The sequence below is a fragment of the uncultured Anaerobiospirillum sp. genome, assembly GCF_902485895.1.
Classification (GTDB): Bacteria; Pseudomonadota; Gammaproteobacteria; order Enterobacterales; family Succinivibrionaceae; genus Anaerobiospirillum; species Anaerobiospirillum succiniciproducens.
In genome coordinates this window covers 1-24276 of record NZ_CABTML010000026.1, presented here as the reverse complement: position 1 = coordinate 24276, position 24276 = coordinate 1, and the positions used below count along the sequence as shown (strand labels likewise).

Sequence of the window (24276 nt, the reverse complement as noted above, 5' to 3'; positions counted from 1 at the left end):
TAGTGTAAGAACGAAAAGAATTAGTGGCAAACTAAGTCGCGGGAAAAGACAAGTTTGCGAGATTGCAGCACCAAAAAGTCTTTCAGAGGTGTTTCACTAAATTCCACTTGGAAGAAATATTCATAATTCTTAGGGTTATTACCTTGACCAGCTACTGGACGCATAAGACCGTTAGTTACACCAACGCCACCATCAAGAACCTGTGCGCCTGCGAAGGTAGTCTTCTGTGCAATACGAGTGATTTCGTCTGATAAAGCGTTTACTTCTTCTTGAAGGGCTTTACGGTCTTTTTCAGTGTTGGTACCGTTAGCTGCCTGAACTGCAAGAGTACGAATACGTTGCAGCATATTGGTGGTCTCATCGAGGGCACCTTCGATGGTTTGACAGAGGGCAATACCATCGTTTGAGTTACGGTTGCCTTGGTTGAGGCCATTAATCTGGGCAGTTAAGCGGTCGGAGATCTGCAGGCCGGCAGCGTCATCCTTGGAGCTGTTGATACGAAGACCAGAGGAAAGTCTCTGGTATGAGGTATTCAGCGCAAGGGTGGAGTTAGCAAGCTTACGCTGAGCGTTAATAGAGCTAACGTTGGTATTGACGTACAAGGCCATTGCATTTCTCTCTTATTCAGTGAAGTGCTTTTGTCTCACGTTCGTGTTGTGAAAAGACGCATTTTAATTTTTGCGTTTTTACAACTGGTTAAGTCACTTCGTCATTACAAATGCTTTGTAATGAGTCTTACTTAAAAATTCTATTGACTCGGCTTTGTGCCCAATTGTTTTTAGAGGGCATATAAATGCTGTTTTTAGAGAGCATTTGACGAGTTTTTGTACGTATACTGCAAAGGCTGTGCCTAGTGTTTGAATGGCTTGCAAAGCTTATGTTTATGCGGTTTGTTGTGGGTGACGTCATAAGTTAGATGATGCTTTACGCATCGATTTTAGTTAATGCTTTCTATCTGACATGTTGGGTGCGCATAAGAATGAGATTTAGCGATTAGATGGTCATTTGACGGGATTTTGTAGGCAATGTGCTATACTCTCGCACTGAATTTGTGTATTTGGCTGGTATAGAACACTTATCTTTAGGCAGCACAACGTTTCTTGCACTTTGGTCTTGCAGAGGCGGGCTTTGTCTAAAATCTAGTTTGTTGTTAGTAAGTGTCTGTACTGGTGTTTTGCTGAAGAGCATCAATACCGTCATAGCAAATAGTACTGTGCTTAGTTGGCAGTACTTAAAGTCTTGACGTGAGTTGGTGCATACAGGAGTTTCAAATGGTAGCGGTTGAAGAGGCGTTACGCGAGATTTCTCGCGGTGCTCAGGAAATCATTCCTTTAGATGAGCTTAAGAAGAAGCTTGAAAGCGGTCGTCAGCTTATTATCAAGCTTGGCATGGATCCTACTGCCCCTGATATCCATTTAGGCCATACTGTAATTCTCAACAAGTTACGTACTTTCCAGAACTTAGGTCATAAGGTTGTTCTTATTATTGGTGACTTCACAGCATCTGTGGGTGACCCATCAGGTAAGAATGCAACCCGTCCGCAGTTATCACGTGAGCAGATCATGTATAACGCACAGACCTATGCAGAGCAGGCTTTTAAGGTTTTAGACAAAGAGAAGACTGAGATTCGCTACAACTCAGAGTGGCTCGGCGCTTTAGGCGCAGAGGGCACTATTCGCCTTGCCTCAAAGCTTACTGTAGCCCGTATGCTCGAGCGTGAGGATTTCACCAAGCGCTATCAATCAGGTCAGCCAATCGCAATTCACGAGTTCTTATATCCACTCTTCCAAGGCTATGACAGTGTTGTCTTAAAGGCAGACATTGAGCTTGGTGGTACTGATCAGAAGTTCAACCTGTTAATGGGTCGTGAGCTTCAGAAGGATGCAGGTTTAGAGCAACAGTGCGTGCTCATGATGCCTCTGTTAGTTGGTCTTGATGGTGTCAAGAAGATGTCAAAGAGCGCCAACAACTACATTGGTGTGCATGACGCTCCAAATGAGATGTTCGGTAAGATCATGTCCTTAAGCGATGAGCTGATGTGGTCATACTTCGATCTGCTCTCATTCCGTCCATTAACAGAGATCGAAGAGTTCAAGCGTAAGTGTGCATCTGGTGAGATGAACCCACGTGATGCTAAGTTCGAGCTTGGCCGTGAAATCGTGGCTCGCTACCATGGTCAGCAGGCTGGTGATGATGCAGTTAACGGCTTTATCAATCAGTTTGCTAAGGGTGCACTGCCTGAGGATATCGAAGAGTTCACCTTCGAGAATGTAACTTCTCTGCCTAACATGCTCAAGGATGCTGGCTTAGTTGCCTCTACATCTGAGGCTATGCGTATGCTTAAGCAAAACGCTGTTAAGTGCGAAGGTGAAGTTATCACCGATCCTAAGATGGAAGTTGCTAAGGGCACTGCAGTTTACCAGGTTGGTAAGCGCCGTTTTGCTCGTATTACCGTTAAGTAATACTAAGCCATGTACCATGCGATGTGCTTGATTGAAAGACAGTCTTGGTACATGGGCTTATAGATTTATCATGCCGCCCACCTCTACTTAAAGTATGGTGGGCGCTTTTCATTGTGCTTAATTAAGCGCAATGCTCTCTCAACAAGGCTTACACTTAACATAAGTGTTTTAGTTAGCAAGACTTCTTTATCCTGGCACTAAAAGGTCATCAGCACGCACCAGTGAGTATTAAGGTGCGTGCCACGTCTGGCCGCTTGCTAATGAACTCAAGGCTTGTTGATTGACAGTGATGGCAGATTATTAATACAAAGCAGAGGTTTTATCATGGCAAAGACTCAGGATGAGTTAAAAGAGATGGTCGCTCAGAAGGCCTTAGAGTTTATTCCTCAGAATGCAATCTTAGGCGTAGGCTCAGGTTCAACTGTCGTTAAGTTCATCAAGGCTATTCAGGCTAATGGCATTAAGGTTCAGGCAGCTGTTTCAAGCTCAAATGCAACCACCAAGTGCCTCGAGGAGATCGGCGTTAAGGTTCTCGATCCAAACACCTGTGAGCCATATGACGTTTACATTGACGGCGCTGATGAGATCAATGAGAACTTTGACATGATCAAGGGCGGTGGTGCTTGCCTGACCCGTGAGAAGATTTTAGCTTCTATGGCTAAGACCTTTGTATGTATCGTTGACAAGTCCAAGCTCGTTGACACCTTAGGTAAGTTCCCATTACCTGTTGAGGTTATTCCAATGGCTCGCGAGCAGGTTGCTCGCACCTTACGTGCTTTAGGCGGTGAGCCAAAGCTTCGTGAGGGCTGCATTACTGACAACGGCTGCGAAATCTTAGACGTACATGGCTTAAGTATCACTAACGCCGCTGAGCTTGAGGATAAGATCAATGGCATTCCAGGTGTAGTAACTGTTGGTCTGTTTGCTCACCGTGGTGCTGATGTTGTCTTATACGCAACTGATGAAGGCGTTCACGAGAAGCGTCGTGCTTAATTAGCTACTAAGACGCAAAGTTCTTACTTCTTAAAGGGCTCACTTAGTTAGCTCTTGATAAGGGTCAAAGCTGCAGCTTGTGTGGCTTTGGCCCTTTTGCATTTTGCACAGCATGTTTAAAGCTGCCGTAGCCTTTTGCTGATAGCTGATAGCTGATTGTTGATTGGTTATTGGTGATTTGTAATTGCTTTTGCGTTCTATTGGATGGCTGGTGTTTGCGCTCACGCGCCTGTGGATTAGCTTAGTTGAGTGGCTTTTGTGGCTTGGGATGGATTTACATGATGCATGTGAGTGCTAATTGAGTGATTTAGTTGAGGAAAATGGCGGTTTATTTTTGTTGTATCTCAATCACAAATTATTACTTTTGCTATCTTTCGAGTGAAAATTTGTAGTGTGCATCAATATAGCTGGCATAATATACACAATGGCATGCTGTTACTTGTTAATATGCTATTTGCATCAGGCCATCTACTCAATTTTGCAATCTCTTTTTTTTGGAGAGGGTTTAGTTTTGCTTTTTTGAGGTGGTAACCATACTCTCATAAGTCTATAGACTTACGTGGTATTTGCTTGTGGTGAGCTGCTACTGTCTACGTTTGAGAGCGGGCATAAAGTGCCTAAGTGATGCTGAAGTTAGCTTGACTGGTTTAAATGCTGTGTGCTGGGGCAGTTGCTTTTTGCAGTGCTCATGTACAGCTTAAGTAGCTAACTGTTTTTAGTTTTTTCTACTGTTCATGTAAGGTGGTAGCTATGGTCAACGTTCATGAAGTGTTTAGCACTTCTATTACTCTCGATGAGATTGAGAAGGCCGACCGCGATAGTACAAGTGTAGATGAGGCTGCATCTGAATGTCAGCGAATTTGCCATGCTGGTACTTTGCTACCTCTTAAGCATGAGCACTTCCATCATGTCTTTATTCCGTTTAGCCCAATGCTGTGCGCTTTTTACGCAGGACCAAAGTGCTCAAGCGGTGAAGCTGGTGAGACTTGCATTTACGTAGTTCGTATTGAGGCTGACGGCTCTCATTCATCTGTGCAGAAGTTAGACTGTCCAGAGCTCAATCAGACCAAGAACTGCACTCCTGTGCTCTTCTATCTCAACCAAGGTGTTGAGATGCGTGAAAGACGCTTTAAGGAAGGTTTAAGCCATAATCGTTGCGTCAAGGGTGACATTACAACCTCAATTGATCGCCTGATGGATGATGTGCAGAATGCAACTCCAGGTACACGTATTAGTGCCGCTGATGATGCCGTGATTGCTCTTGTTTACAAGGCTGGTCCATTAAACGAGACTCCAAGATCTTACTTATCTGTTAGCTGTGATGATGGTAAGAGCTTTGTAACTCCTCGCAAGGCAGTTGAGGGTGGTGATGTAAAGATTCGTGGACCAGTGCGTACTAAGCCTTTCTTATTTAGAAAAGGCCCATTTGCAGGACGTGTTCTCTTCCCATCTTCAGTAGAGTCAAATGCAGGCCCTGCATTCGTTGATTACACCGATGATGATTTACGCACCGTAAATACCTCTAACTCAATTGACCCAAGTGCAGTACAGGTTGAGGCTAGTGAGAAGTCATTTGTAGCTAAAGGTGTGATTCAGGCAGCCTTGTTTGAGGACCTTGGTGTTCATCAGGCAGACGATAACGATCTGCAGCAGCTGACTGAAGATGAGTACGAGGCCAAGAGCTGCGTTGTCCATATGCTTATGAGTGCTGCTTGCTCTCAGATGCACGTAGCTGACTCATATGATGCTGGTGCTAGCTTTGGTGAGCCATACCCAATTGAGCTTTATAACTGCTTAGCCGGCGTTGATTGTGTCACTTACATGAACCGTCTGTTAGTTTGCGGTAAGCTCACTACAGATCCAGAGAAGGCTAAGACTAAGGAAGACTCGCCATTATCTATCTACATGTCTAAGGACGGTGTTCATTTTGAAGAGCTGTTACGCCTCGAAGATGATCCAAAGGGCACCTTCACCTCTCCATACATGCAGGTAGATCGTCGTCACCACCTCCTCTACGTTGCTTACACTGACCATAGAAAGGCAATCAAGATCCGTATCTTCCGTATGCTGGTCACTAAGTAAGCACTAAGAACTAAGGCAAATTACAAATTTCTTAAAAGCACTATCGGCAGCCAAGAGCATGGACTGCTGGTAGTGCTTTTTCTTTTTCTGCAAATTGGCTCCCTCAATTTTGCTCCATTGGCCCTCAACAACATGGCGCTAAGCATTTAGCCGCTGTAAGAGTTGCAAGCATTGCTGCTTCTATGAATGCACAAATCATTTTGACTGTGCATCTTGTGGCTAGCTTTTGACGTATGGTGAAGTTGAAAGTTAAAGACCACAATGGAGTAGGTTATATCTAAATCAAACTAAAACTATCGCATTAAAACCATAGTCAGGATTTTGGCTAGATACTGAAAATTAAGCCTGCAGATCGCATAAAAGCTCATGCAAATCTAGGATTTGGCAAAAGATTTAGCGTGATAACTATTTGTTGTTGTTTCCTTGCGATCTGTCAAAAGAGTGAAGCTCTTAAAGTAGGCTGTTGAGCCCAGTACAGCTGGCAATCATTGTAGAGCTGAGTTGAGGCCGTTATATCTAAGGTGTGAGTGGGCTTGGTTAGGATCTGTGGTGCTACTTAGCTTTTTACTAAGCCTAAGTGAAGTTAAGCGTCTGTCTATGGTGGCTAGTTCTGAGGAAACACATGTACAGCGGGAGTGTCTTGAGTGTATGGAGGCCTAGTATTAGCTGGCTTTGCATGGTGGTGGCGAGTGGTCGTTGTGTAAGGATTGGGAGCGTACAATCAGTTGTGTACTTTGAGCTTTTGCTTGGTGGATTTGGCGGGAGCTTGGGATTGTGGCGTAGTGTTGAGGAGGTCGTGGTTGTTGAGGGGCTGCGGCATAGACAAAATGATGTGAGTGGTTGGGTGTTTGGCTTTGGTGTAGTAGTGGCTCAGGATTTGGTCAAAATTGTGAGCGGGGTCAATGGATGTGGGGCTTTTGTTAAATTTGAATGAGAAATTGTGGTGGATGTACGCAGATGGTCATTTTTATTGTGCAGATGGGCTTTGAGTGTAAAGATTGATGGTGGTTTTAGTGGATTTTGGGGTGGAAAATTTCACGATAAGCGGGCAAAAGGTCGTACAAGTAACCGATTTGGTGCGTTTGTAGCTAGTCTGATAATTTGAAAAATGGCTTGTTTATGGGGATCTTAGATGTGGTACGTATATGTTGTAACTAGGTAATTTCAAAAAACTGTGAAGCTTCACACATTTTTAGCTTGTATACTCGTATAATGCCACGATCCAAAATTTCAGCTACTTTCTTTGATGAATGCTAAGTGAGGCATTTGACTAAGAAAGGCTCTTTGGTTTAGCAACTTGGTTAAGCCTGTTTTGATTAGGTTTTACTTTTTGTTGCGCTATTGAGGCTTTGCAATAGCCTTAGCTTGCTTTTAACGTGGCTAAGTTATTGTGCATATGCTCTTAGTACTCTTGTGTTTGTATGCTTGGATAGCACTGATGCGGAGCATTTGCTATGCACTACGCCGTGTCTTTTTAACAAAGACGTGAGGCCTTCAGCGTTTTATAAACTAAATATGCGCTTGTTGCCAATAGAGTGGCTATACTGTGCGCGGAGTCTTTGCTGTAACTGCTCTTAAAGCAGATAACTTGCTAGTCAGACTAGAGAGTCTTTATATTTTGCTTGCATGCATTTAATGCATGAAGCTTGGTTTAAAGCCCCTTGTTGTAGATTACGAGACTTTGGATAACCGATTTTTCGCCTGTGTGGCTTTAACTGGTGGCCTGATAGTTATTTTTCTAACGGCTCTTGTTTGTTGCTATACAGCTAGCACTTAAGCTTGTTAATGACATGTTTTAGACATGAGATAAAGCTAGTTGCTAGAACGTTACGTAGCGTTGCAAGCATTTAAGATAGCAATGCCCTTTGCTAAGCCATTGGTGCACAAAGTTGCGCCTTTAAGCTTAGCTATAGCTTTTGTGTCTTAAAATACGTATGATTTGCAGCCCTCAACTGTTTAGTTTGTTGAAACTTCCTCAATGCATAAGCTCTTTATGTCTTATCGACTTTGAGGCATCTGTAATTTGCTGTATTGAATTTTGTTTGAACGTGATTACAGATGGTTGGTTGGCTAGCTACATGGTTGGATAAGCGATCAAAATCTACAATTTTGTAGGTTTTAAAAGCCTGAAAACGCGCTTGGAAAAGTGATTGTTTTTGCGGTTAAAAGGCGTCGAGCTAGTGTTTACAAATCGCTTGTATATGCGGTTTGTTCGTTGTGGCACGCTTTTTGACTTAAGTACTGTCAGACTTGATTTATTCGTCATATATCTGACAGGAGCTAACAATGGCAATCGATCACATCTCTAACAGCTCGCTGATGTCACAGCTTGAGCTGATGAACAAGCAAATGAGCTCACTGAGCCAGGGTGCATCTCGCGGTGTTCCACAGGGTAACTCCGAGTTTGGTTACATCGGTGGTCAGAGCCCATTTTTCAATGGTGACAGTGCTGCACGTGCTTTACGTGATCAGGCAAAGGCAACTGTTAACGGTGCCATGAACTCAGGTGTTGTTAATAACAACAACGCTGACAAGGTTTACCAGCCAGCTTACAGCGCAGGCCAAACCGTTGGTGAGTTCAAGCAGCTGTTAAAGGATGCATTTGAGAACGTTAACATCATTCAGAACGAATCAGCCTCCATGGCTCAGCGTTTTGACGTAGGTGACCGCTCAGTTACCTTAGCTGACGTTATGATTGCATCTAACAAGTCAAGCTTATCTTTTGAGGCTACTTTACAGGTTCGCAATAAGTTGGTCGATGCATATCAGACCATCATGCAGATGCAGATTTAGTCTTTTTCATAAAGGATAGAAAATGTCAGACAATTCATTCCCGGTGGCTGCTAATGGCAATCAGCAGGGGCAGAACTCCACTGCTCTTGTCGATACCAATGCCTATGATGCCGGTCAAGCTCAGAATACTGATCAAGTCTCTGCAGATGCCGTCCAAGACCGTCAGGACGGGGATGATAGTGAGAATCGCATCGGCGGAACCGTTGGTAATACTGTAAATACCGAGCCACAGCCTACTGATTTTAAGAATCGCGTAGGTGAGTTCCTGCGCAATGGCGAAATTCTGCGTAAGCTCATTATCCTTGGCTTCTTAGTGCTGTTCTTAACAGGTGCTGTATTCGGCCTGTTATCACTGCAAGCCAACAATAGTGCAGCTTCACAGCGTTCTATCGGCCGCTACACTCCAGAAGAGTTAGGCAAGGTCATCGATTTCTTAAGCCTTCAGGGCTTTAACTACACCTTAAACGGTGACAGCGTCCTCGTACATGTTGATGATTACGCCATGGTACGTGAGGCAATGCTGCGCAATGGTGTAGCTATCAATAAGATTGCCGAGCAAGATGCCCTCATTATGAAGGACAACGGCTTTGGCGTATCTCAGCGTCTTGAGTCCGAGCGTATTAAGCATAGTCGTGAGCTGCAGCTTGCTAATGCCATTACCCGTATTAACGGTGTTGAGCATGCAACTGTGCTTTTAGCTATCCCACGCGATAACGTATTTGCTCGTTCACAGCAGCGTCCATCTGCAGCAGTAGTTGTAACTCTGCAGCAAGGTGCTTACTTATCACCAGATAACGTAAACTCAATTCGCTTCACTGTATCTTCCTCAGTACACAACATGTTAGCTAAGGACGTTACAGTTACCGATCAGCACGGTCGTTTACTTAGCGACAACACTGGCGCTAATGCCAAGGGCGAAGACCGTCTGCAAAAAGAATTTGAAATGCGCACCCTGCGCGAAGCTCAGTATCGTGACAAGCTTGATACCATTCTCCGTCCGATGCTTGGCGAGGGTAACTACTCTGCTGAAGTGGATGTAACTTTAGACACCACTATCGAAGAGGAAACCCGTCAGTTCTTCAACCCAGATAATCAGGCTGTACGTTCCGAGACCTTACGTGAGGAAATCGGCGGCAAGGAAGAAGGCACTCCATTTGGTGTACCAGGCTCCTTATCTAACCAGCCTCCAGCTAATGCTACTATTCCACAGCAGCTGCGTGATGGCACCGCTATGGAGAGCGATAGCGCTAAAGACAAGAATGAAAACCGTGAAGCAGTACGTAACTACGAAGTAGACACCACTGTACGTCACACCATTCGTCCAACTAACTCAGTACAACGCCTGACCGTATCCGTAGCAGTTGACTACTTACGCCAGACTGGTGCTGATGGTGCTGTAACCTATGTGCCTCGTACACAAGAGGAATTAGACAAGATTGCAGCTTTAGTACGCGGCGGCTTAGGTCTGAACGAAACTCGTGGTGACTTTGTAAACGTAGCTACTATCGAGTTCCCTCATAACGACGTAACCCCTGCACTTCCATGGTGGCAACAAGAAGCATTCTTACGTATCCTGCGTATTGCTGGTGCTGTGCTCATCATCCTGGTACTGGTTGTATTCGTGGTTCGTCCTATGGTCAACCGTCTGCTCCGTGGCAAGTCCGCTGCCGACATCGAGCTCGAGCAACAGCTTGAACTTGATAATGGCTCCGCTCTCGGTGGTGAAGATGATCTCAACCTCATCGCTGCCCAGAACGAGCTTGCTGACCAGATTTACAACATCAACCGTGAGGGTGGTATTGAGCTGCCTAACCTCCACCGTGATGAAGACCTGCTCAACGCAGTACGTACTCTGGTATCCAACGAGCCTCAGCTCTCTGCTGAAGTACTCCGTGACTGGATTAATTCAGACAGCGCTGACAAGAAGGATAAGAAGAAGGGCAATAAGGCCGCAGCCGCTTCAGGCTTATAAACTAAACTTCAGTGCCTCGCTTAGAGGCATGAAAAAAGGCGGAGCCCATGCTCCGCCTTTTGGCAATCTAAGTACTTGTGCTCTGATGTTTAACATTGAGCTTGCCAAGTTGGATTTAGTACAATATAAGATTGCAACACACAGTTTTCAGAAGGCTGTGTTCATCTAAGTGTCAATAAATAGATAGTATTCTTTACTATTCTTTTAGCGACAGCTTATTTTGAGTTTAGCCTTCTGCAAATTGCAGCGTTAGTAGTTAAAGAATGCTCTTTCTTTAATTAAACGCAAACAAGGATTTCTTAAAGTAACGTCAAGCTACTGACAGCTGCCAAGGCACTAGGTTTAAATGAGCTTTGGTCTAGAGTTGTTAAGTAAAGACGCAACTTATTTGAGGTTATTTTCATATGTCAGACAGAGCTATGGTACGACAGGGCGGAGCAGGTCCGCAGAGCTTTCCAGTTACTCCTTCCTCGAGCAACGGATTAGAACTGTCAGACGATGAGAAGATGGCTCTTGAGAAGCTGTCAGGTATTGATAAGGCAGCTATCTTAATGCTCTCCTTATCTGAGGATGATGCTGCTACATTATTCCGTAACCTGCAGCCTAAGCAAGTTCAGAAGCTCGGTATAAGGATGGCTGAGCTACAGGATTTCAACCAGGATAGCGTTAACGCCGTTCACAAGACTTTCCTTACCAACATTACCAAGCACTCTAACATTGGTATTGGTTCTGAAGACTTCGTTAAGAACGCTCTGGTTGCAGCTCTTGGTGAGGATAAGGCTAACAATCTCGTTGATCAGATCAACATGGGTTCAGGCTCGCATGGTCTTGACTCCCTCAAGTGGATGGATGCTCGTCAGGTTGCTACTATCATCCAAAACGAACACCCTCAGATTCAGACTATCGTTCTGTCTTACTTAGATCCAGAGCAGTCAGCTCAGATTTTAAGTCAGTTCCCAGAGACTGTACGCTTAGACTTAATCATGCGTATTGCTACCTTAGAAGAAGTTCAGCCAGCTGCGCTGCAGGAGCTCAACGAAATTATGGAGAAGCAATTTGCTGGTTCTGCAGGTGCTCAGACTGCCAAGATTGGTGGCTTGAAGTCAGCTGCAAACATCATGAACTACCTCGACAACACCACCGAAACCCAGCTTATGGATGCAATCCAGGCTCAGGACAAGGAAATGGGTCAACAGATTCAAGACCTCATGTTCGTATTCGAGAACCTGGGTGGTGTGGACGATCGTTCTATTCAGACCTTGCTGCGTGATATTCCTAACGACGTTCTCGTTAAGGCCCTCAAGGGTGCTGATGAGACTCTCCGTGAGAAGTTCTACACCAACATGTCTTCTCGTGCTCGCGAGTCCCTCAAGGAAGACCTCGAGTCCATGGGCCCAACCAAGATTTCCGACGTGGAAGCAGCACAAAAGGAAATCCTGGCCATTGCTCACAAGCTCGCAGACTCCGGCCAGATTATGCTCTCTCGTGGCAACGCCGAAAACGACTTCATCGAGTAATAACTGTTTATCTGGTGCATACACCTTGTTATGCACCTTCAAGCTTACTCAAGTCTGTGCTTGCACAGAGCTCTGCTTCAAGGGCAGCCTACAAGGCTGCCTTTGTTATTTATACCCGCCACATCCGTCACCAGAAAAAAAACAATTACACCACAAACACCTCTCCAAACATTCCACTAGCAAAGCTCGTCTGAATCATCATCAGCGATCGCAAACTCTCTCATCCACTAAGCCAAATGCTTTCACCAGCAACCGTCCCTTTTAGGCACAAGCAACCGAGCCTCTGCAGCTACAAGCAATGGCGCAGTCGATGGCACAAACAACCTACCCATTTAGGTACCGGCAATCGAGCTGCTGATGGCACAAGCAATTGCTCTGATCTCAGGCACCTTATCAAGATGAATTTTGCAAGCTAAGCATTAGCAATTGCAGATAGCGTTTTGCTTATGGTCGTAAGTTGATGAATTCAAGCTCCACTGTAATGGATCGCAAATCTTTAAATTGCCAAGCAAAGTTGTAAGAGGCTGTGCAGCTGCAGCTGAAGCTGCAACTTATGAAGCTGTCGTAGTTGTTGAGCTGAAAACAAGTGCTTGTGTCGATGAGCTTATGATTTTTGACACTTTAGCTTTAAGGAGATTATCGTTTGATGTTGTAACTTGAATCCTTTTATAAATGGCTTATTTATCAGGTGTATAAGCAATGGCTTGCTTGTTGCAAATGGAGCATAATGCTTGCTCTATCTAAGTTTGAAAAACCATCTATTTTGCTGCAGCAAGATTAAGTTTTAATCTTGTCAGGCTGTGGTTTTAGCTTAGATTAAAAGCACTCCTTAATCGCATCATGGTAGGCCACATCGTCAGGTGCTTATCGACTCAAATTGAGTATGCATATCCTTAAGGCAATTAGTTAGCTTTAAGGTAGATAAAGGCGATTCTTTATCGGTGAGGGTGCGCATTGAGAGATATTGATACAAGGCAGGCTATCTTTAGGAGTTTTCAGTTATGCCTAACCCACTCGGCAAAAGTGACCACGCTTTTGGTTCTTTGAATGACAAGATTGACCCAAACAGTGTTGTTGAGTCAGTCAAAGAAAACACTCATCCAATGACCTATAAAGAAGCTACTGTTATGCAAGGTGCTGCCACCAAAGGCTTTACCCCAATGCAGTGGCCTTTATTTGATGATGGTAAACCAGTTTCTACCAATGCCATGGGTTATGAGGTAGGCGGTTACTTCCGTCGTCACCAAGAGGCTCTGCGTCTTGCTAAGGCAGAAGCTGAGCGTAAGGCTGAAGAAGAGCGTCTTGCAGCTGAGCAAGCCGCTATTGAAGAGGCTAAGCGCAAGGAAGAAGAAACTCCAACCATTTCTCTTGAAGAGCTTGAGGCTATTCGTAATGCAGCTCGCAACGAGGGCTACACCGAGGGCTTAAACAAGGGTCATGAAGAAGGCTACCAAAAGGGTGTAGAGCAGGGCAAGGTTGATGGCTATGCTCAAGGTCTGCAAGAGGGTAAGGAAGCAGGCTACCAAGATGGCTTCCGTGTAGGTCGTGATGATGGCTACACCAAGGGCCAAGAGGCTGGTTTAGCTGCTGGTTCTGACATTGTAACTACCCAGGCTGACCGTTTCCGTCACTTAGCAGATATGCTGGCAAATCCTTTACGTGAGTTAGATGAGCAGGTTACTGACGAGACCGTTTACATCATCTCTCGTTTAGCCAAGGTGCTGTTAAAGCGTGAGTTAATTGCTGATGCCGATTTCTTAAAGGGTAGCATCGAAAAGTGCTTTAACATGCTCCCAGAGGCCAAGAAAGGCGCTGAAATCTTACTGTCAGAAGACGATTATGCTCTGATGGTTGCCTCTATTGGTACAGATTACATGCAGTCACAGGGCTGGGACTTAAAGCCATCTACTTCCGTAAAGCACGGTGATGTAGTGGTTAATACCAAGGTTTCTTCAGTGCAGTGGCGTGCTGATGACCGCATTGATGCTCTTATTTCAGCTTTCTTAAGCGGTTCTGCTGATGCTGTAGCTTCAGCTCGTAAAGAAGTTATTGATGGTGCTCCAGATTTTGATGAGGCTCCAAGAAAGCCAGTAGCACCTCCACGTGACTTAATGGGCATGTCTGAGCGTATTGTTGAAAACATGCAACGCATGGCTCCAAAGCCACATTTTGCTGACGAAGCTGAGCGTAACCTTGCTGCAGCTATGGGTCAGGAAGTTGAAGACGACATCGATCCAGATGCAGCAGAAGTTCAGGCCGCAGCATCTTTAGAAGGCCAGGGTGATATGGGTGCAGCCCCTGTAAATGCAGGTGCTATGGATCCACACGAGGCCGCTCGCCAAGCTGCACTTCAGGCCGCTCGTGACCAGTTAGATGCTGTTCCAGGTACTAACTACGGCGGTGCTGGTCTTGAGGACGAGGAAATCCCAGATGCTCATGCTGAGCAAATCGGCACTATGAGCCCAGATATGCAGGCAGCAGCTCAGGCTCTGCAAGGCGGTAATCAAGGTCAGGTAGTTGAAGGCCGTGGTGCCGCAGCCGCTGCAAGAGCCGCCGCAGCTCAGTAATATAAAATTATTGAGGCATGGCTGCATGCAGCCATGCTCTTAACTAAAGCTAATGCTTGCCTAAGTCAAAGCCATAAGTACCATTAATTATGAGCCTTAGAGCTTTTGACTAAACATTTTTTTAAGCTCATAACCTTAAGCTTTAAATGAGGTCTTCCCATCAAGATGACCTTACTAAACTTTAGCTTATGAGTGCTTAAGCACCAAAGTGTTTAGCTTGTCCTAACGACCTAAGTCAGGCAAAAACAAGTTAATGCCTAGATTCGATCTTGCACTAGGAATATGGCTAAAAGTGCATTGTTAAAGCTCAAGCTTATCTCTTGAACTTGCTCATGCACGACAATGACTATCTTTGCTTGTCAATAAGTGGCAAAGCACTTAAGCTTGCTATCTTGGTTAATTAGGACCATAGCATTCAATACATTTGGTGTACAAACCGACAACGTGAGAATTTAGAGATCATGAATAATCTTTTATCTCGCCTTAAGGCGATTGATCTTCCTGATACAGAGATGAGCCCTCAGATTGTAGGCAAATTAACACGTGTTGTCGGTCTGACTTTAGAAGCAGTCGGTCTTAAGGTTGCTATTGGCGACCGCTGCCGTATCAAACTTGACAAAGGTGATATGGAGGCCGAAGTAGTAGGCTTTGCCGGTGAGACTATCTACCTCATGCCTACTGAAAAAGTTGAGGGTGTTACCCCAGGTGCTGCTGTATACCCAGTTAGCGGTATGAAGGAGTTCCCTTTTGGTACTCATCTTTTAGGCCGTGTTATTGACGGTATGGGTCAGCCAATTGATGGCTTAGGCCCACTTGCCAAAGGTAATGCTGCTCAGTGGTCATCTTCACGTTTAAACCCAATGGCTCGTCGTCCAATTCGTAACAGCTTGGACGTAGGTATTAGAGCAATTAACGCACTTTTGACCGTTGGACAGGGTCAGCGTATGGGCCTGTTTGCAGGTTCTGGTGTAGGTAAGTCCGTAACCTTAGGTATGATGACTCGTGGTACTACTGCTGATATCGTAGTGGTAGGCCTTATCGGTGAGCGTGGTCGTGAGGTTAAAGAGTTCATTGAGGACATCTTAGGCGAAGAGGGTCGTGCCCGTTCTATCGTAGTAGCAGCTCCTGCTGATGCTTCACCTCTGATGCGTCTTAAGGGTTGTGAAACTACTCTGCAGATTGCTGAGTACTTCCGTGACCAAGGTTATAACGTACTGCTGCTTCTCGATTCATTAACCCGTTATGCAATGGCGCAGCGTGAGATCGCTCTTGCAGTGGGTGAACCACCTGCAACTAAGGGTTATCCACCATCAGTATTTGCTAAGCTTCCAGCCTTAGTAGAGCGTGCTGGTAATGGTTCAGAGGGCCAAGGCTCGATCACTGCATTCTTCACCGTTTTAGTCGAAGGTGACGATTTGCAAGATCCAATTGCCGATGCGGCTCGAGCTATTCTTGACGGTCACATCGTGCTCTCTCGTGAGCTTGCTGATGCTGGTCACTACCCAGCTATCGACGTTGAAAAGTCCATCTCTCGTGTTATGCCAGCTGTGGTAACCGAAGAGCATATGGTAATGGCCAGAACTATTCGTCAGTGTTTAGCTCTGTATAACCAAAACCGCGAGCTTATCTCCATTGGTGCTTATCAGCGTGGTTCTGATCCACGCATCGATCAGGCTCTGATGATTAAGCCTTATATCGATCAGTTCACTGAGCAGGGCATGAAAGAGGTTATTCCATTCTCTGACAGTATCGATGGCTTACGTAAGCTCTCCATGATCTTAATTGACGATGCTCAGAATAAGGTTAACAACATGCAGCAAGGCCGCATGATGCCTCCACCTCAGCGTCAGCAAGGTGCCGCACCAGTAGCAGCCCGCATGTCCTTTGCTCCGCGTAATCAGTAAGCAGATTCAATCCGAGCAAAGTCTCAAACTAAAGCTAAAGTTACAAGCTAAAGTCACAAGCTCAGCTTTTCAAAAACAGTTTCAAAAGCCCCGTACCTCTCGTAGGCATGGGGCTTTGTCGTCTTAAGATCATGAGGTTGTATCTTGTTGGCTTAATAGTTGCTCATTGCAGATCTATGGTGTCAACTTTACGCCAAAAACCGCATTTACATGCACTACAAGTTATCTTACCCATGCTTTAGCGACAGTATCCAGGTCTGTAACCGCGACTGCAACTAGGTATGCAATCGCGACAGCAATCTGGTCTGCAACCGCAACTAGACACGCAATCGCGACAGCGATTACGTAGCAAGTGATGCTGCTAGAGTATCCGCTACTACGGCTAAAAGCGTAGAACATATTTGGTAGATAACGGTAAGAGCGTAGGTTTTAAGTTAAGTTCGACTTAATCTTCTTAAGGTGAGATATGGCTGCTGATAGAGCTTTAAGCTTAGTTAAAGACAAGCGACAGAGAGACGAAGAGAAAGCTCTTGAAGACTGGGTCTTTTGTCGTAATCAGGTAAGTAATTACGAAAATCAGATCCGTCAGGTTGAAGAGTTTCGTATGAACTATATCTCTGAAATGCAGGCTGAAGGTCGCAACGGTCTTACTGGCACCAAGATCTTGGCTTACCAAGCTTTTATTGAAAAGCTTGATAATATTGCTGTTAAGCAGCGCCAAGAGCTCAAGCGTTTAGAAATGCTCACCGAGCAAAAGCGTCAGATGTATATGACTCGTCAAAAGGAACGCAAGATCATTGAGAAGCTCATTGAGCAGCAGACTCAAAAGCGTCTCAAAGAAGAGCTGCGCAGAGAGCAAAAGATGCTCGACGAGTTTGTTGTATCTTCATATACTCGTCGTCAATCCTCACAAAACGAGTATTAACAGCCACAAAGCTAATACCCACCCCTTTAAGCTCAAGGCCTTTGGCTTTGAGCTAAATGGACCATCCTCACAATTAGTCTCAATTCACGAGCAATCTATCTTAATGTTGACTAATGCATCTGTGCATAGCAGTCATTGCAATAGCCAAATCCTTTGCTTTTTCTAGCAGTTAATTTCTCCACTACCTTTGCTTTTAGTCAGTTCTAAGCTGTCTCTTCAGATGCTTTCTGCAACATTTGGTTTAGCTGCTTGCCAAGTATATAAGCTAGCTTGACAGGAACTGCGTTACCAATTTGACGCAGAGCTGCACTCGCTCCTCCAGTGACTACATAGTCGCTAGGAAAAGTCTGAACAAGTTTAGCCTCGTAAGTCGACATATAGCGTACCGATCCATCATCAAAACGGATCATGTTCTCACCACCTGGAACGCCGTGGGCACCAGCCTTAATGGTCTTTGCTGGTTCATTAAGTGGACTGCCAGTGTGACCTTCATAAATTCTCGCGCCGCTACGCAAGATATGATCTGCCTTGAACGTTCCATCTTGATCAGGCTCAGGAATACCCTTAAGCGCCTCGCCTAATGTTACCCATGGCATGAGATTGTCTGAAAGCTGTTCAAAAAGACTGTTGCAAGCTTTATTAGAATGGGTTGGTTGTGGAAAATCCCACTTTACCTTGAGATCGTTGCGCACACCCACGATAAAGACACGCTCACGGCGTTGCGGTACACCATAGTCGGCTGCATTGAGTAGCTTATGGCTTACGGTGTATGAGACAGAGCCATAGTTGTCAAGATCGATTTTCTCAAGCCTCGCTTTGTGCATTTGCCATGGTTCATCATCCGACCTTTGCTCCAAAGGATAGGTCAAGGTGAGCAAGATGTATTCAAAGTATTCTTGAAAGCTTTTGCGCACCAGGCCCTTCACATTTTCAAAGATAAAAGCCTTGGGGCAGCATTGAGCAAGGATGCGAGCTGTATTAGGGAACATATCACGCTCATCATGGTGGGCTTTTGATAGACCTCCTAGAGAGAATGGCTGACAAGGAGGGCCGCCTGCCAATAAATCTATACCAGCAAAAGGAGTGGCATCAAAAGCACGCACGTCCCCCTCAAAGACAAGATCGGGATTGAAGTTTGCTCGTAAAGAATTGCAAGCTTGATGATTGAGCTCAACTAGATGTACAGCCTCAAAGCCTGCCATATCAAGCCCTTTGGCCATACCGCCAAGACCTGCAAATAACTCTAAACTTCTCATCTTAATTTAGCGCACCGTGCTTTGCTCAAGGCATTGATAAAGACAAATCATGCTTAATCAGAGTTGCAAGCGCTACTCTTAACAAGCTCAATTAACAAACAACAATCACTTGAAATTAGGGCTTAATATTTTACAGCTGAAGAGAATTGATAAACCACTTACTGCAGATAACTTTGAAGATGCTCTTTTTCATGCGGTTTAGTAAGTGTTATGAGATAGTTTTGGAATGAAAAGTTAAGATAGTTGTTCATTATTGGCTATTAGCCATATGCATCGCTAGCATAGTCAATTACAATGCTAGAAGCTTTTTCTGGTGGTCAGATAAACTATGGATATATGTTAAGCACAGATGGCCGCCATATTCCCTTTTTCGATGATAGAGGAGTGCGTATGAGATACCTAGTGATTTCAGATCTGCATGGGGATGCAGCAGCTATAACCAAGGCTCTGAGCTACTTTGATAAGTACAATTGCGATCAGTTGGTTACTTTGGGTGACATTCTCAACCATGGTCCTCGCAATCCAATTCCAGATCAGTATTCTCCACCAAAGGCAATTGAGCTTTTAAACGCTTACAAGGATCGTGTCATTGCTGTTCGTGGTAATTGCGATGGTGAAGTTGAGTCTATGCAGCTGAGCTATCCTTGCAATGCTCCGTACGCTTTTATCTTAGTTCCAGATCCAAATGCTAAGGCTGGTGAAAAGGTTAAGCATCAGCGCATCATGCTCACTCATGGTCACTTATACAAGATCGATCACGAGGAGATGGAGAAGGCTGTCTCAATGCGTGACAAGCTTGGTCTGCAGGAAGGCGATATTGTCCTTAGTGGTCATACCCACGTTGCAGGCTTCTTTGAGAAGAAAAATGGTCTTATCAATGCCAACCCAGGCTCCACTACCCTGCCAAAGGGTGGTACTCAGGCAGGCTTCGGTCTTATCTTAGAAGACCGTATTGAGCTTAGAGCTTTGCATACTGATGAGCTTGTAGCAACTCACATGTTACGCTTCATCTAATCTTTAGCGCTAGGCAAAGACGCTAACATTATTAACATGAGCTGCATTACATCTATCCAATCTGCAGCTCATGGCTAACCTTTCCATTTGATGGCATCTATCTGCTAATTGTTCCCGCCTCTTAATAATCCTTTCAGGTCATGTTATTTGAAAAGGCCAACATCTAAAGTTTCAAAGCCAAATGTGATTGCCTAAACAGGCTCATTGATGATGCATGCCGTCATCTTCTGATGAAATCATTGCGCCATATAGGCAGTCACAACCTGACTGTGCTATCTAAGTGTTGTGAGATTTAAGCTGCTGACCTCCCATACAACTTACAATTCTTTAGCGTTTTCAGCTTATAAAGGTGCCGTTTACCAGGCTTATAGAAAAGAAATGAGTAGCGATCACAAGAACAGCAATAAGATCGTTAATTACATTGTGAGATCTGGCAAGATCAGCACTAGATAGTGCAGTAACTAGCTTTCCATTTGCTATAAATGAAAGTAGCTATGCACTTCAAAACTTTGGGCTTGCTAAAGCTATGCAAGCTTGTTTAATGAAGTAAAAGCTTTTTAGTCAGCACAGCATGGTGTCATCAATGTGACAGACTGCTTAGGTTGTTAATTACTCACTTTATATACGAAGGTGTAAGGGGATTAGGATGTTTGAGTCCGTAGATTTCGATAAGTTCTGGGATGATAGTGAGTATAGTTCTAAAGAGTTTTGTGAGCCTTTACCTACAGCAACTACTATCGCTGAGGTTGAGCAAGAACTGAACGTTAAACTTCCTAAGTCCTACATCCTGTTTATGAGTGTCAAGAATGGCGGTGTTCCAGTCAATGACGCTTGCCCTTGCTCTGAACCAACCACCTGGGCATCAGACCATGTTGCTATCAGCTCATTCTTAGCCATCGGTAAAGAAACATCTTATTCTTTACTCGGTCAGTTAGGCTCTAAGTTCATGATTGAGGAATGGGGCTATCCTGATATTGGCGTGGCTATTTGTGATTGTCCATCTGCTGGACATGACATGATTTTTCTTGATTACAGACAATGCGGACGTCACATGGAACACGGTGAGCCGCAAGTAGTGCATGTTGATCAGGAAGATGATTACAAGATTACTTTTCTTGCCAATAACTTTGAAGAATTCATCAGCAAGCTTGTTCCTCAAGAGATCTTTGATATAGATGAAGAAGAGGTCACCTTCAAGTTACTGCAGGATGTGAAGAACTCACCTTTATGGCCTGAGCTCAAAGAGTTAGTCAATAAGAGCAGTAATCCAATTGCTGTTAATCATTGGCTCAGATCTATTGCTAAGGGTGCAGTACAGGAAAACGGTACCCTTGTACCTCTAGATGATCAGTTATCAAGAAGATTCTTTGACATCATCATGATGATCGAATCAGAGAGTGACACTACAGTGAAGCTTTCTGAAGCGCCGATCAAATGGTCTAAGATTATTGCAGCTGGTATTGATGGCTGCACTGATGACGATGTCTTAAGATCGATCTCAGCTTGGCTGAATAAGCGTATTTCAGATGGCGAGATCATTAACAACGAGAAAGCTGATGAGCTGCAGTTATCTGATGCTTATCGTGAGTATCTACAATCACAGATTGCTGCAGTTGCTGCCTCACTGCCAACAGATCCAGATCAGCTAGCTGACTTCTTTATTGAAGATGGTAGGCATCGTCAGATTATTGAGGCTTTCGAGTTACTACCAAAAGATCAGCTATCAGTTGATTTACTTAGCCTTAAGGCAGTGGCGCATAACAATGTAGGCGAGCACAAGCTTGCCTATGAGCTGCTATCGTCCATTGATGATATCTGCACCGATGGGGCAAAGCATGCATACCGAAAGGGCTTTGCTTTGTTCTTTGGTGCTAAGCATTACTGTAACTCTCAAGCTCTTGCAGCAAAACAAGCTAATTGCTATTTCTCGCTAATGCTCAGTGCTTTAGACCTGTTTAAGTATGCCATTGCAAATGGTTCAGGCCCTGTAGTTGAACAATGCAAGAACTTTGAAAAGTCAATTCGCTTTGAGGTTAGAGAGTTTTACGGCCGTGAGGCAGAAGAGCTCAAGAGTGCTTATGATCCACTGATCGCTTTTGAGAAGCTTGCTTCGGGCAGACCGGCTTAGAAAATACTAGACAAGCGTAGGCGCACCACAGGCTTATGGGAGTACTTATGGGGTGGTGCGCTTGTATGAAGGGAATTCAAATGCCGCTTAGAGGATTTAAGCGGCAGATAGGCTAATGTTCTTTGAAAGCCATAGCCTAAGCAAAGCCAAAGACATGGGCTTAAGCAATGCCTGCATGCACATGCTAAAGCAACGACTTAGACTATCAAAAAGATATAGAAGAAAGCTTAAGAGCTACTCCTGCCTTTGCTGCAGCTTGCTAATCTCTTCTTGAGTGTTTGAAATACGCTCTGTTAGTAGTTCACGGCAGCCCACTAGAAACTTCTTTAATTGAGCTAGGCTTTTAGCATCATTTTTAGGTATGGAATCCAAGAATTTTGCCAGATCTTGAGTATGGTGACAGCGTTCGTAGTCGACAGGGGTACTAAGATCGATAGCAGCTTTAACTGCTGCTGTAGAGGTATTGTTTGCTGAGCTAGTAGAATTTTGCTCAATAGTTTCAGCGGAAACTACATTGTAGTCACTGCTTTGAGATGCCATGCAGTTAGAAGAAAGAAGCAGGGCTGCACATATACCTAAAATCGGCTTAATCATAAAAGAAGGTCTCCAAGAGTCGGCAAGACTCTATTATGCGCCTCAATTCCTAGCTAAAACATAGCAGGTAACAATTTTGAAATAATAAGTGCATGATGTCGATTAGCTTAAGCGGCACTAATGAGTATAAATGGGGGTCTAATCTGTTGCGGTAGAGTGGGTTGAGCAGGATAAAGCGCAGATATATGAGAGCGGATCTTTTTGTTCACAAAAGATGAACTAGTTGAGTTTTTAAGCGTAAAATTTATATCAGTAACCTGTTTTAGAACAGCTACTAGTATTTAAATAAGGCTTAAGGATTTTTCATACCTTATGTTCCTTGCCTTTAGTAAGGAAGCTCTCATTATCAATGAACTACTCAGTAATTTCTTTATTTTCAGGTGCAATGGGACTTGATCTTGGTCTTGAACAGGCTGGTCTTCATGTTGTTGTTGGTCAAGATTTCGAGCATGATTGTGCTGAAACTGCAAGACTGAACAATAAGCATATCGTTGAGGGAGACATTCGTGGTATTACGGCTAAGCAAATGCTTAGCTCAGCAGGGCTTCAAAGAGGTGAGGCCTTTTTAGTATGCGGCGGACCTCCTTGTCAGCCATTTTCTACGGCAGGTAAAAGATTAGGTATTGAGGATCCTAGAGGTTCTTTGTTTAAAGACTTTGTTCGAATGATTGAGGGGATACATCCTCGCTTTTTTCTTATGGAAAACGTTAGGGGTATTGTATCTGCAAAGCTAAGTCAACCATTGCCAAATGCAACCACAGTGCTTGATGTTGTATTAGAAGAGTTTGCCAGACTTGGATATAAGACTATTTATGGAGTATTGGACTCAGTTAACTACGGAGCCCCTCAATTTTGAGAAAGACTAGTTATAGTTGGATCTCGAGACAATGAGGATATCTTTCTTCCTGCGCCTACACATTTTCAGCAGCATCAATGTCTAGAATATCGATGGCATACGTTGTCAGATGCAATCAAAGATCTCGAATCTAATCCCGGAGCTTGCGCAACTTTTAGTGCTAGTCGAGCTGCATTTCTTGATCTTGTGCCTGAGGGCGGTAATTGGCGGTCTTTACCTGAGATCATGCAATCTGAGGCAATGGGCGGTGCCTATGCATCAGGGGGCGGAAAGGTGGGGTTCTATAGGAGACTGTCTTACAGTCAACCATGTCCAACAGTTGTAACATCACCTGTTCAAAAAAGCACAATGCTATGTCATCCAAAATTTACTAGACCATTGTCTGTAAAAGAATATGCACGTGTACAAGGATTTCCTGATAGTTGGAGTTTTGCTGGAACTGTCTCATCTCAGTACAAGCAAATTGGCAATGCAGTTCCAATTATGCTCGGAAAGGCTTTAGGTGAAATGCTTATTTCAGTTGCCTGTCAAAGACACAAAATCCAGACTAAGAGAGCTGTACTAAAGAGAGTCTAAGCAAAATAAGACTCTATGAGATCTTAGTGTTGTGCCAATATAAAGTCGCTTAGTTGAGTTGATGGTTAACTCAGGGCAAATACTTAAATGCGCATATGATAAAGCTAGTATGGTCCAAACAAGTTTAACAACATTAAGAGCATGGTCTACGGCATGTGTAATAACGAAGATTTGCTTATCTACACGATCAAGCAAATAGATTGCACAGCGTTTTTTGTTATTTATGGCGCTACTACCATGCAAAAATAGTTAATAGAGCCATCAGTTTTTAGCTTTGTTAAAAAAAACTTTGATGTGATTTTGGTCACAAAACACGATATATATGCGGGATTTATAGGGGTGTTCGTGTAGAATTATAAGTCCGCGCTTAAAAAAGTTTTAAAAAAGTGTTGACGTGGTGTTTGAAATCATTAAAATACGTCCTCGCTGAAACGCACTAAGCGATTCGGTAAACAAAGCCAAGCGCTTTGTAGTTCTTTAAAAATTTAGGTACAGACAATCTGTGTGAGTTCTTAGTTAAGGACTTTGAGTTTAGCCAACATACTTAGTAGCTTAGTTTAAAGCTACAACTTCAAACGAATCATTAAAGTGAAGAGTTTGATCATGGCTCAGATTGAACGCTGGCGGCAGGCCTAAT

13 protein-coding genes and 2 pseudogenes are annotated in these 24276 nt (G+C 44.2%); 12 read left to right on the top strand and 3 right to left on the bottom strand.

Features of this window, described 5'->3' with window-relative positions; translation table 11 throughout:
* Positions 1-188: 188 nt before the first annotated feature.
* Positions 189-608, bottom strand: a pseudogene (locus RDO37_RS02190) (flagellin); the annotation flags it as partial.
* A gap of 663 nt (positions 609-1271) precedes the next feature.
* Here RDO37_RS02190 and tyrS point away from each other — a divergent pair.
* The 9 genes from tyrS to fliJ all read left to right on the top strand — a co-directional run bounded on the left by tyrS (position 1272) and on the right by fliJ (position 17215).
* Complete coding sequence (gene tyrS / locus RDO37_RS02185; protein ID WP_027939947.1) at positions 1272-2462, top strand: tyrosine--tRNA ligase; 1191 nt, start codon at positions 1272-1274, stop codon at positions 2460-2462.
* Positions 2463-2786: 324 nt separating this feature from the next.
* Positions 2787-3455, top strand: a complete 669-nt coding sequence (rpiA, locus tag RDO37_RS02180) for a ribose-5-phosphate isomerase RpiA (protein ID WP_273323721.1) — start codon at positions 2787-2789, stop codon at positions 3453-3455.
* Positions 3456-4205: 750 nt separating this feature from the next.
* Positions 4206-5537, top strand: a complete 1332-nt coding sequence (locus RDO37_RS02175; RefSeq protein WP_308497959.1) for an exo-alpha-sialidase — start codon at positions 4206-4208, stop codon at positions 5535-5537.
* 2286 nt (positions 5538-7823) lie between these two features.
* Positions 7824-8330 (top strand): flagellar hook-basal body complex protein FliE, encoded by a 507-nt coding sequence (gene fliE, locus RDO37_RS02170; RefSeq protein ID WP_245580454.1) that lies wholly within the window; start codon positions 7824-7826, stop codon positions 8328-8330.
* Between the two features lie 22 nt (positions 8331-8352).
* Positions 8353-10302, top strand: a complete 1950-nt coding sequence (gene fliF / locus RDO37_RS02165) for a flagellar basal-body MS-ring/collar protein FliF (protein ID WP_308497958.1) — start codon at positions 8353-8355, stop codon at positions 10300-10302.
* A gap of 506 nt (positions 10303-10808) precedes the next feature.
* Positions 10809-11819 carry a flagellar motor switch protein FliG gene (gene fliG, locus RDO37_RS02160; RefSeq protein ID WP_211232166.1) on the top strand — a complete coding sequence of 337 codons (1011 nt, stop codon included), beginning with the start codon at positions 10809-10811 and terminating at the stop codon, positions 11817-11819.
* A 1001-nt stretch (positions 11820-12820) separates the two neighbouring features.
* On the top strand, positions 12821-14386 hold the full coding sequence (locus tag RDO37_RS02155; protein WP_308497957.1) for a FliH/SctL family protein: 1566 nt from the start codon (positions 12821-12823) through the stop codon (positions 14384-14386).
* A gap of 458 nt (positions 14387-14844) precedes the next feature.
* Positions 14845-16290: a flagellar protein export ATPase FliI gene (gene fliI / locus RDO37_RS02150; protein WP_211232167.1), complete on the top strand. Its 1446-nt coding sequence runs from the start codon at positions 14845-14847 to the stop codon at positions 16288-16290.
* A gap of 466 nt (positions 16291-16756) precedes the next feature.
* Positions 16757-17215, top strand: a complete 459-nt coding sequence (gene fliJ, locus RDO37_RS02145; protein WP_027939953.1) for a flagellar export protein FliJ — start codon at positions 16757-16759, stop codon at positions 17213-17215.
* Between the two features lie 203 nt (positions 17216-17418).
* Here the strand turns inward: fliJ and RDO37_RS02140 are convergent, their stop codons facing one another.
* Positions 17419-18471: a DNA (cytosine-5-)-methyltransferase gene (locus tag RDO37_RS02140; RefSeq protein WP_308497956.1), complete on the bottom strand. Its 1053-nt coding sequence runs from the start codon at positions 18469-18471 to the stop codon at positions 17419-17421.
* Between the two features lie 390 nt (positions 18472-18861).
* Here RDO37_RS02140 and yfcE point away from each other — a divergent pair, with 390 nt between their 5' ends.
* On the top strand, positions 18862-19485 hold the full coding sequence (gene yfcE, locus RDO37_RS02135) for a phosphodiesterase (protein ID WP_308497955.1): 624 nt from the start codon (positions 18862-18864) through the stop codon (positions 19483-19485).
* 646 nt (positions 19486-20131) lie between these two features.
* Complete coding sequence (locus RDO37_RS02130) at positions 20132-21613, top strand: SMI1/KNR4 family protein (protein WP_308497954.1); 1482 nt, start codon at positions 20132-20134, stop codon at positions 21611-21613.
* 234 nt (positions 21614-21847) lie between these two features.
* Here RDO37_RS02130 and RDO37_RS02125 read toward each other — a convergent pair whose 3' ends face one another.
* Positions 21848-22207, bottom strand: coding sequence for a hypothetical protein (locus RDO37_RS02125; RefSeq protein ID WP_308497953.1), 360 nt, complete (start codon positions 22205-22207; stop codon positions 21848-21850).
* Positions 22208-22556: 349 nt separating this feature from the next.
* Here RDO37_RS02125 and RDO37_RS02120 point away from each other — a divergent pair.
* Positions 22557-23639, top strand: a pseudogene (locus tag RDO37_RS02120) (DNA cytosine methyltransferase).
* Positions 23640-24276: the final 637 nt, after the last annotated feature.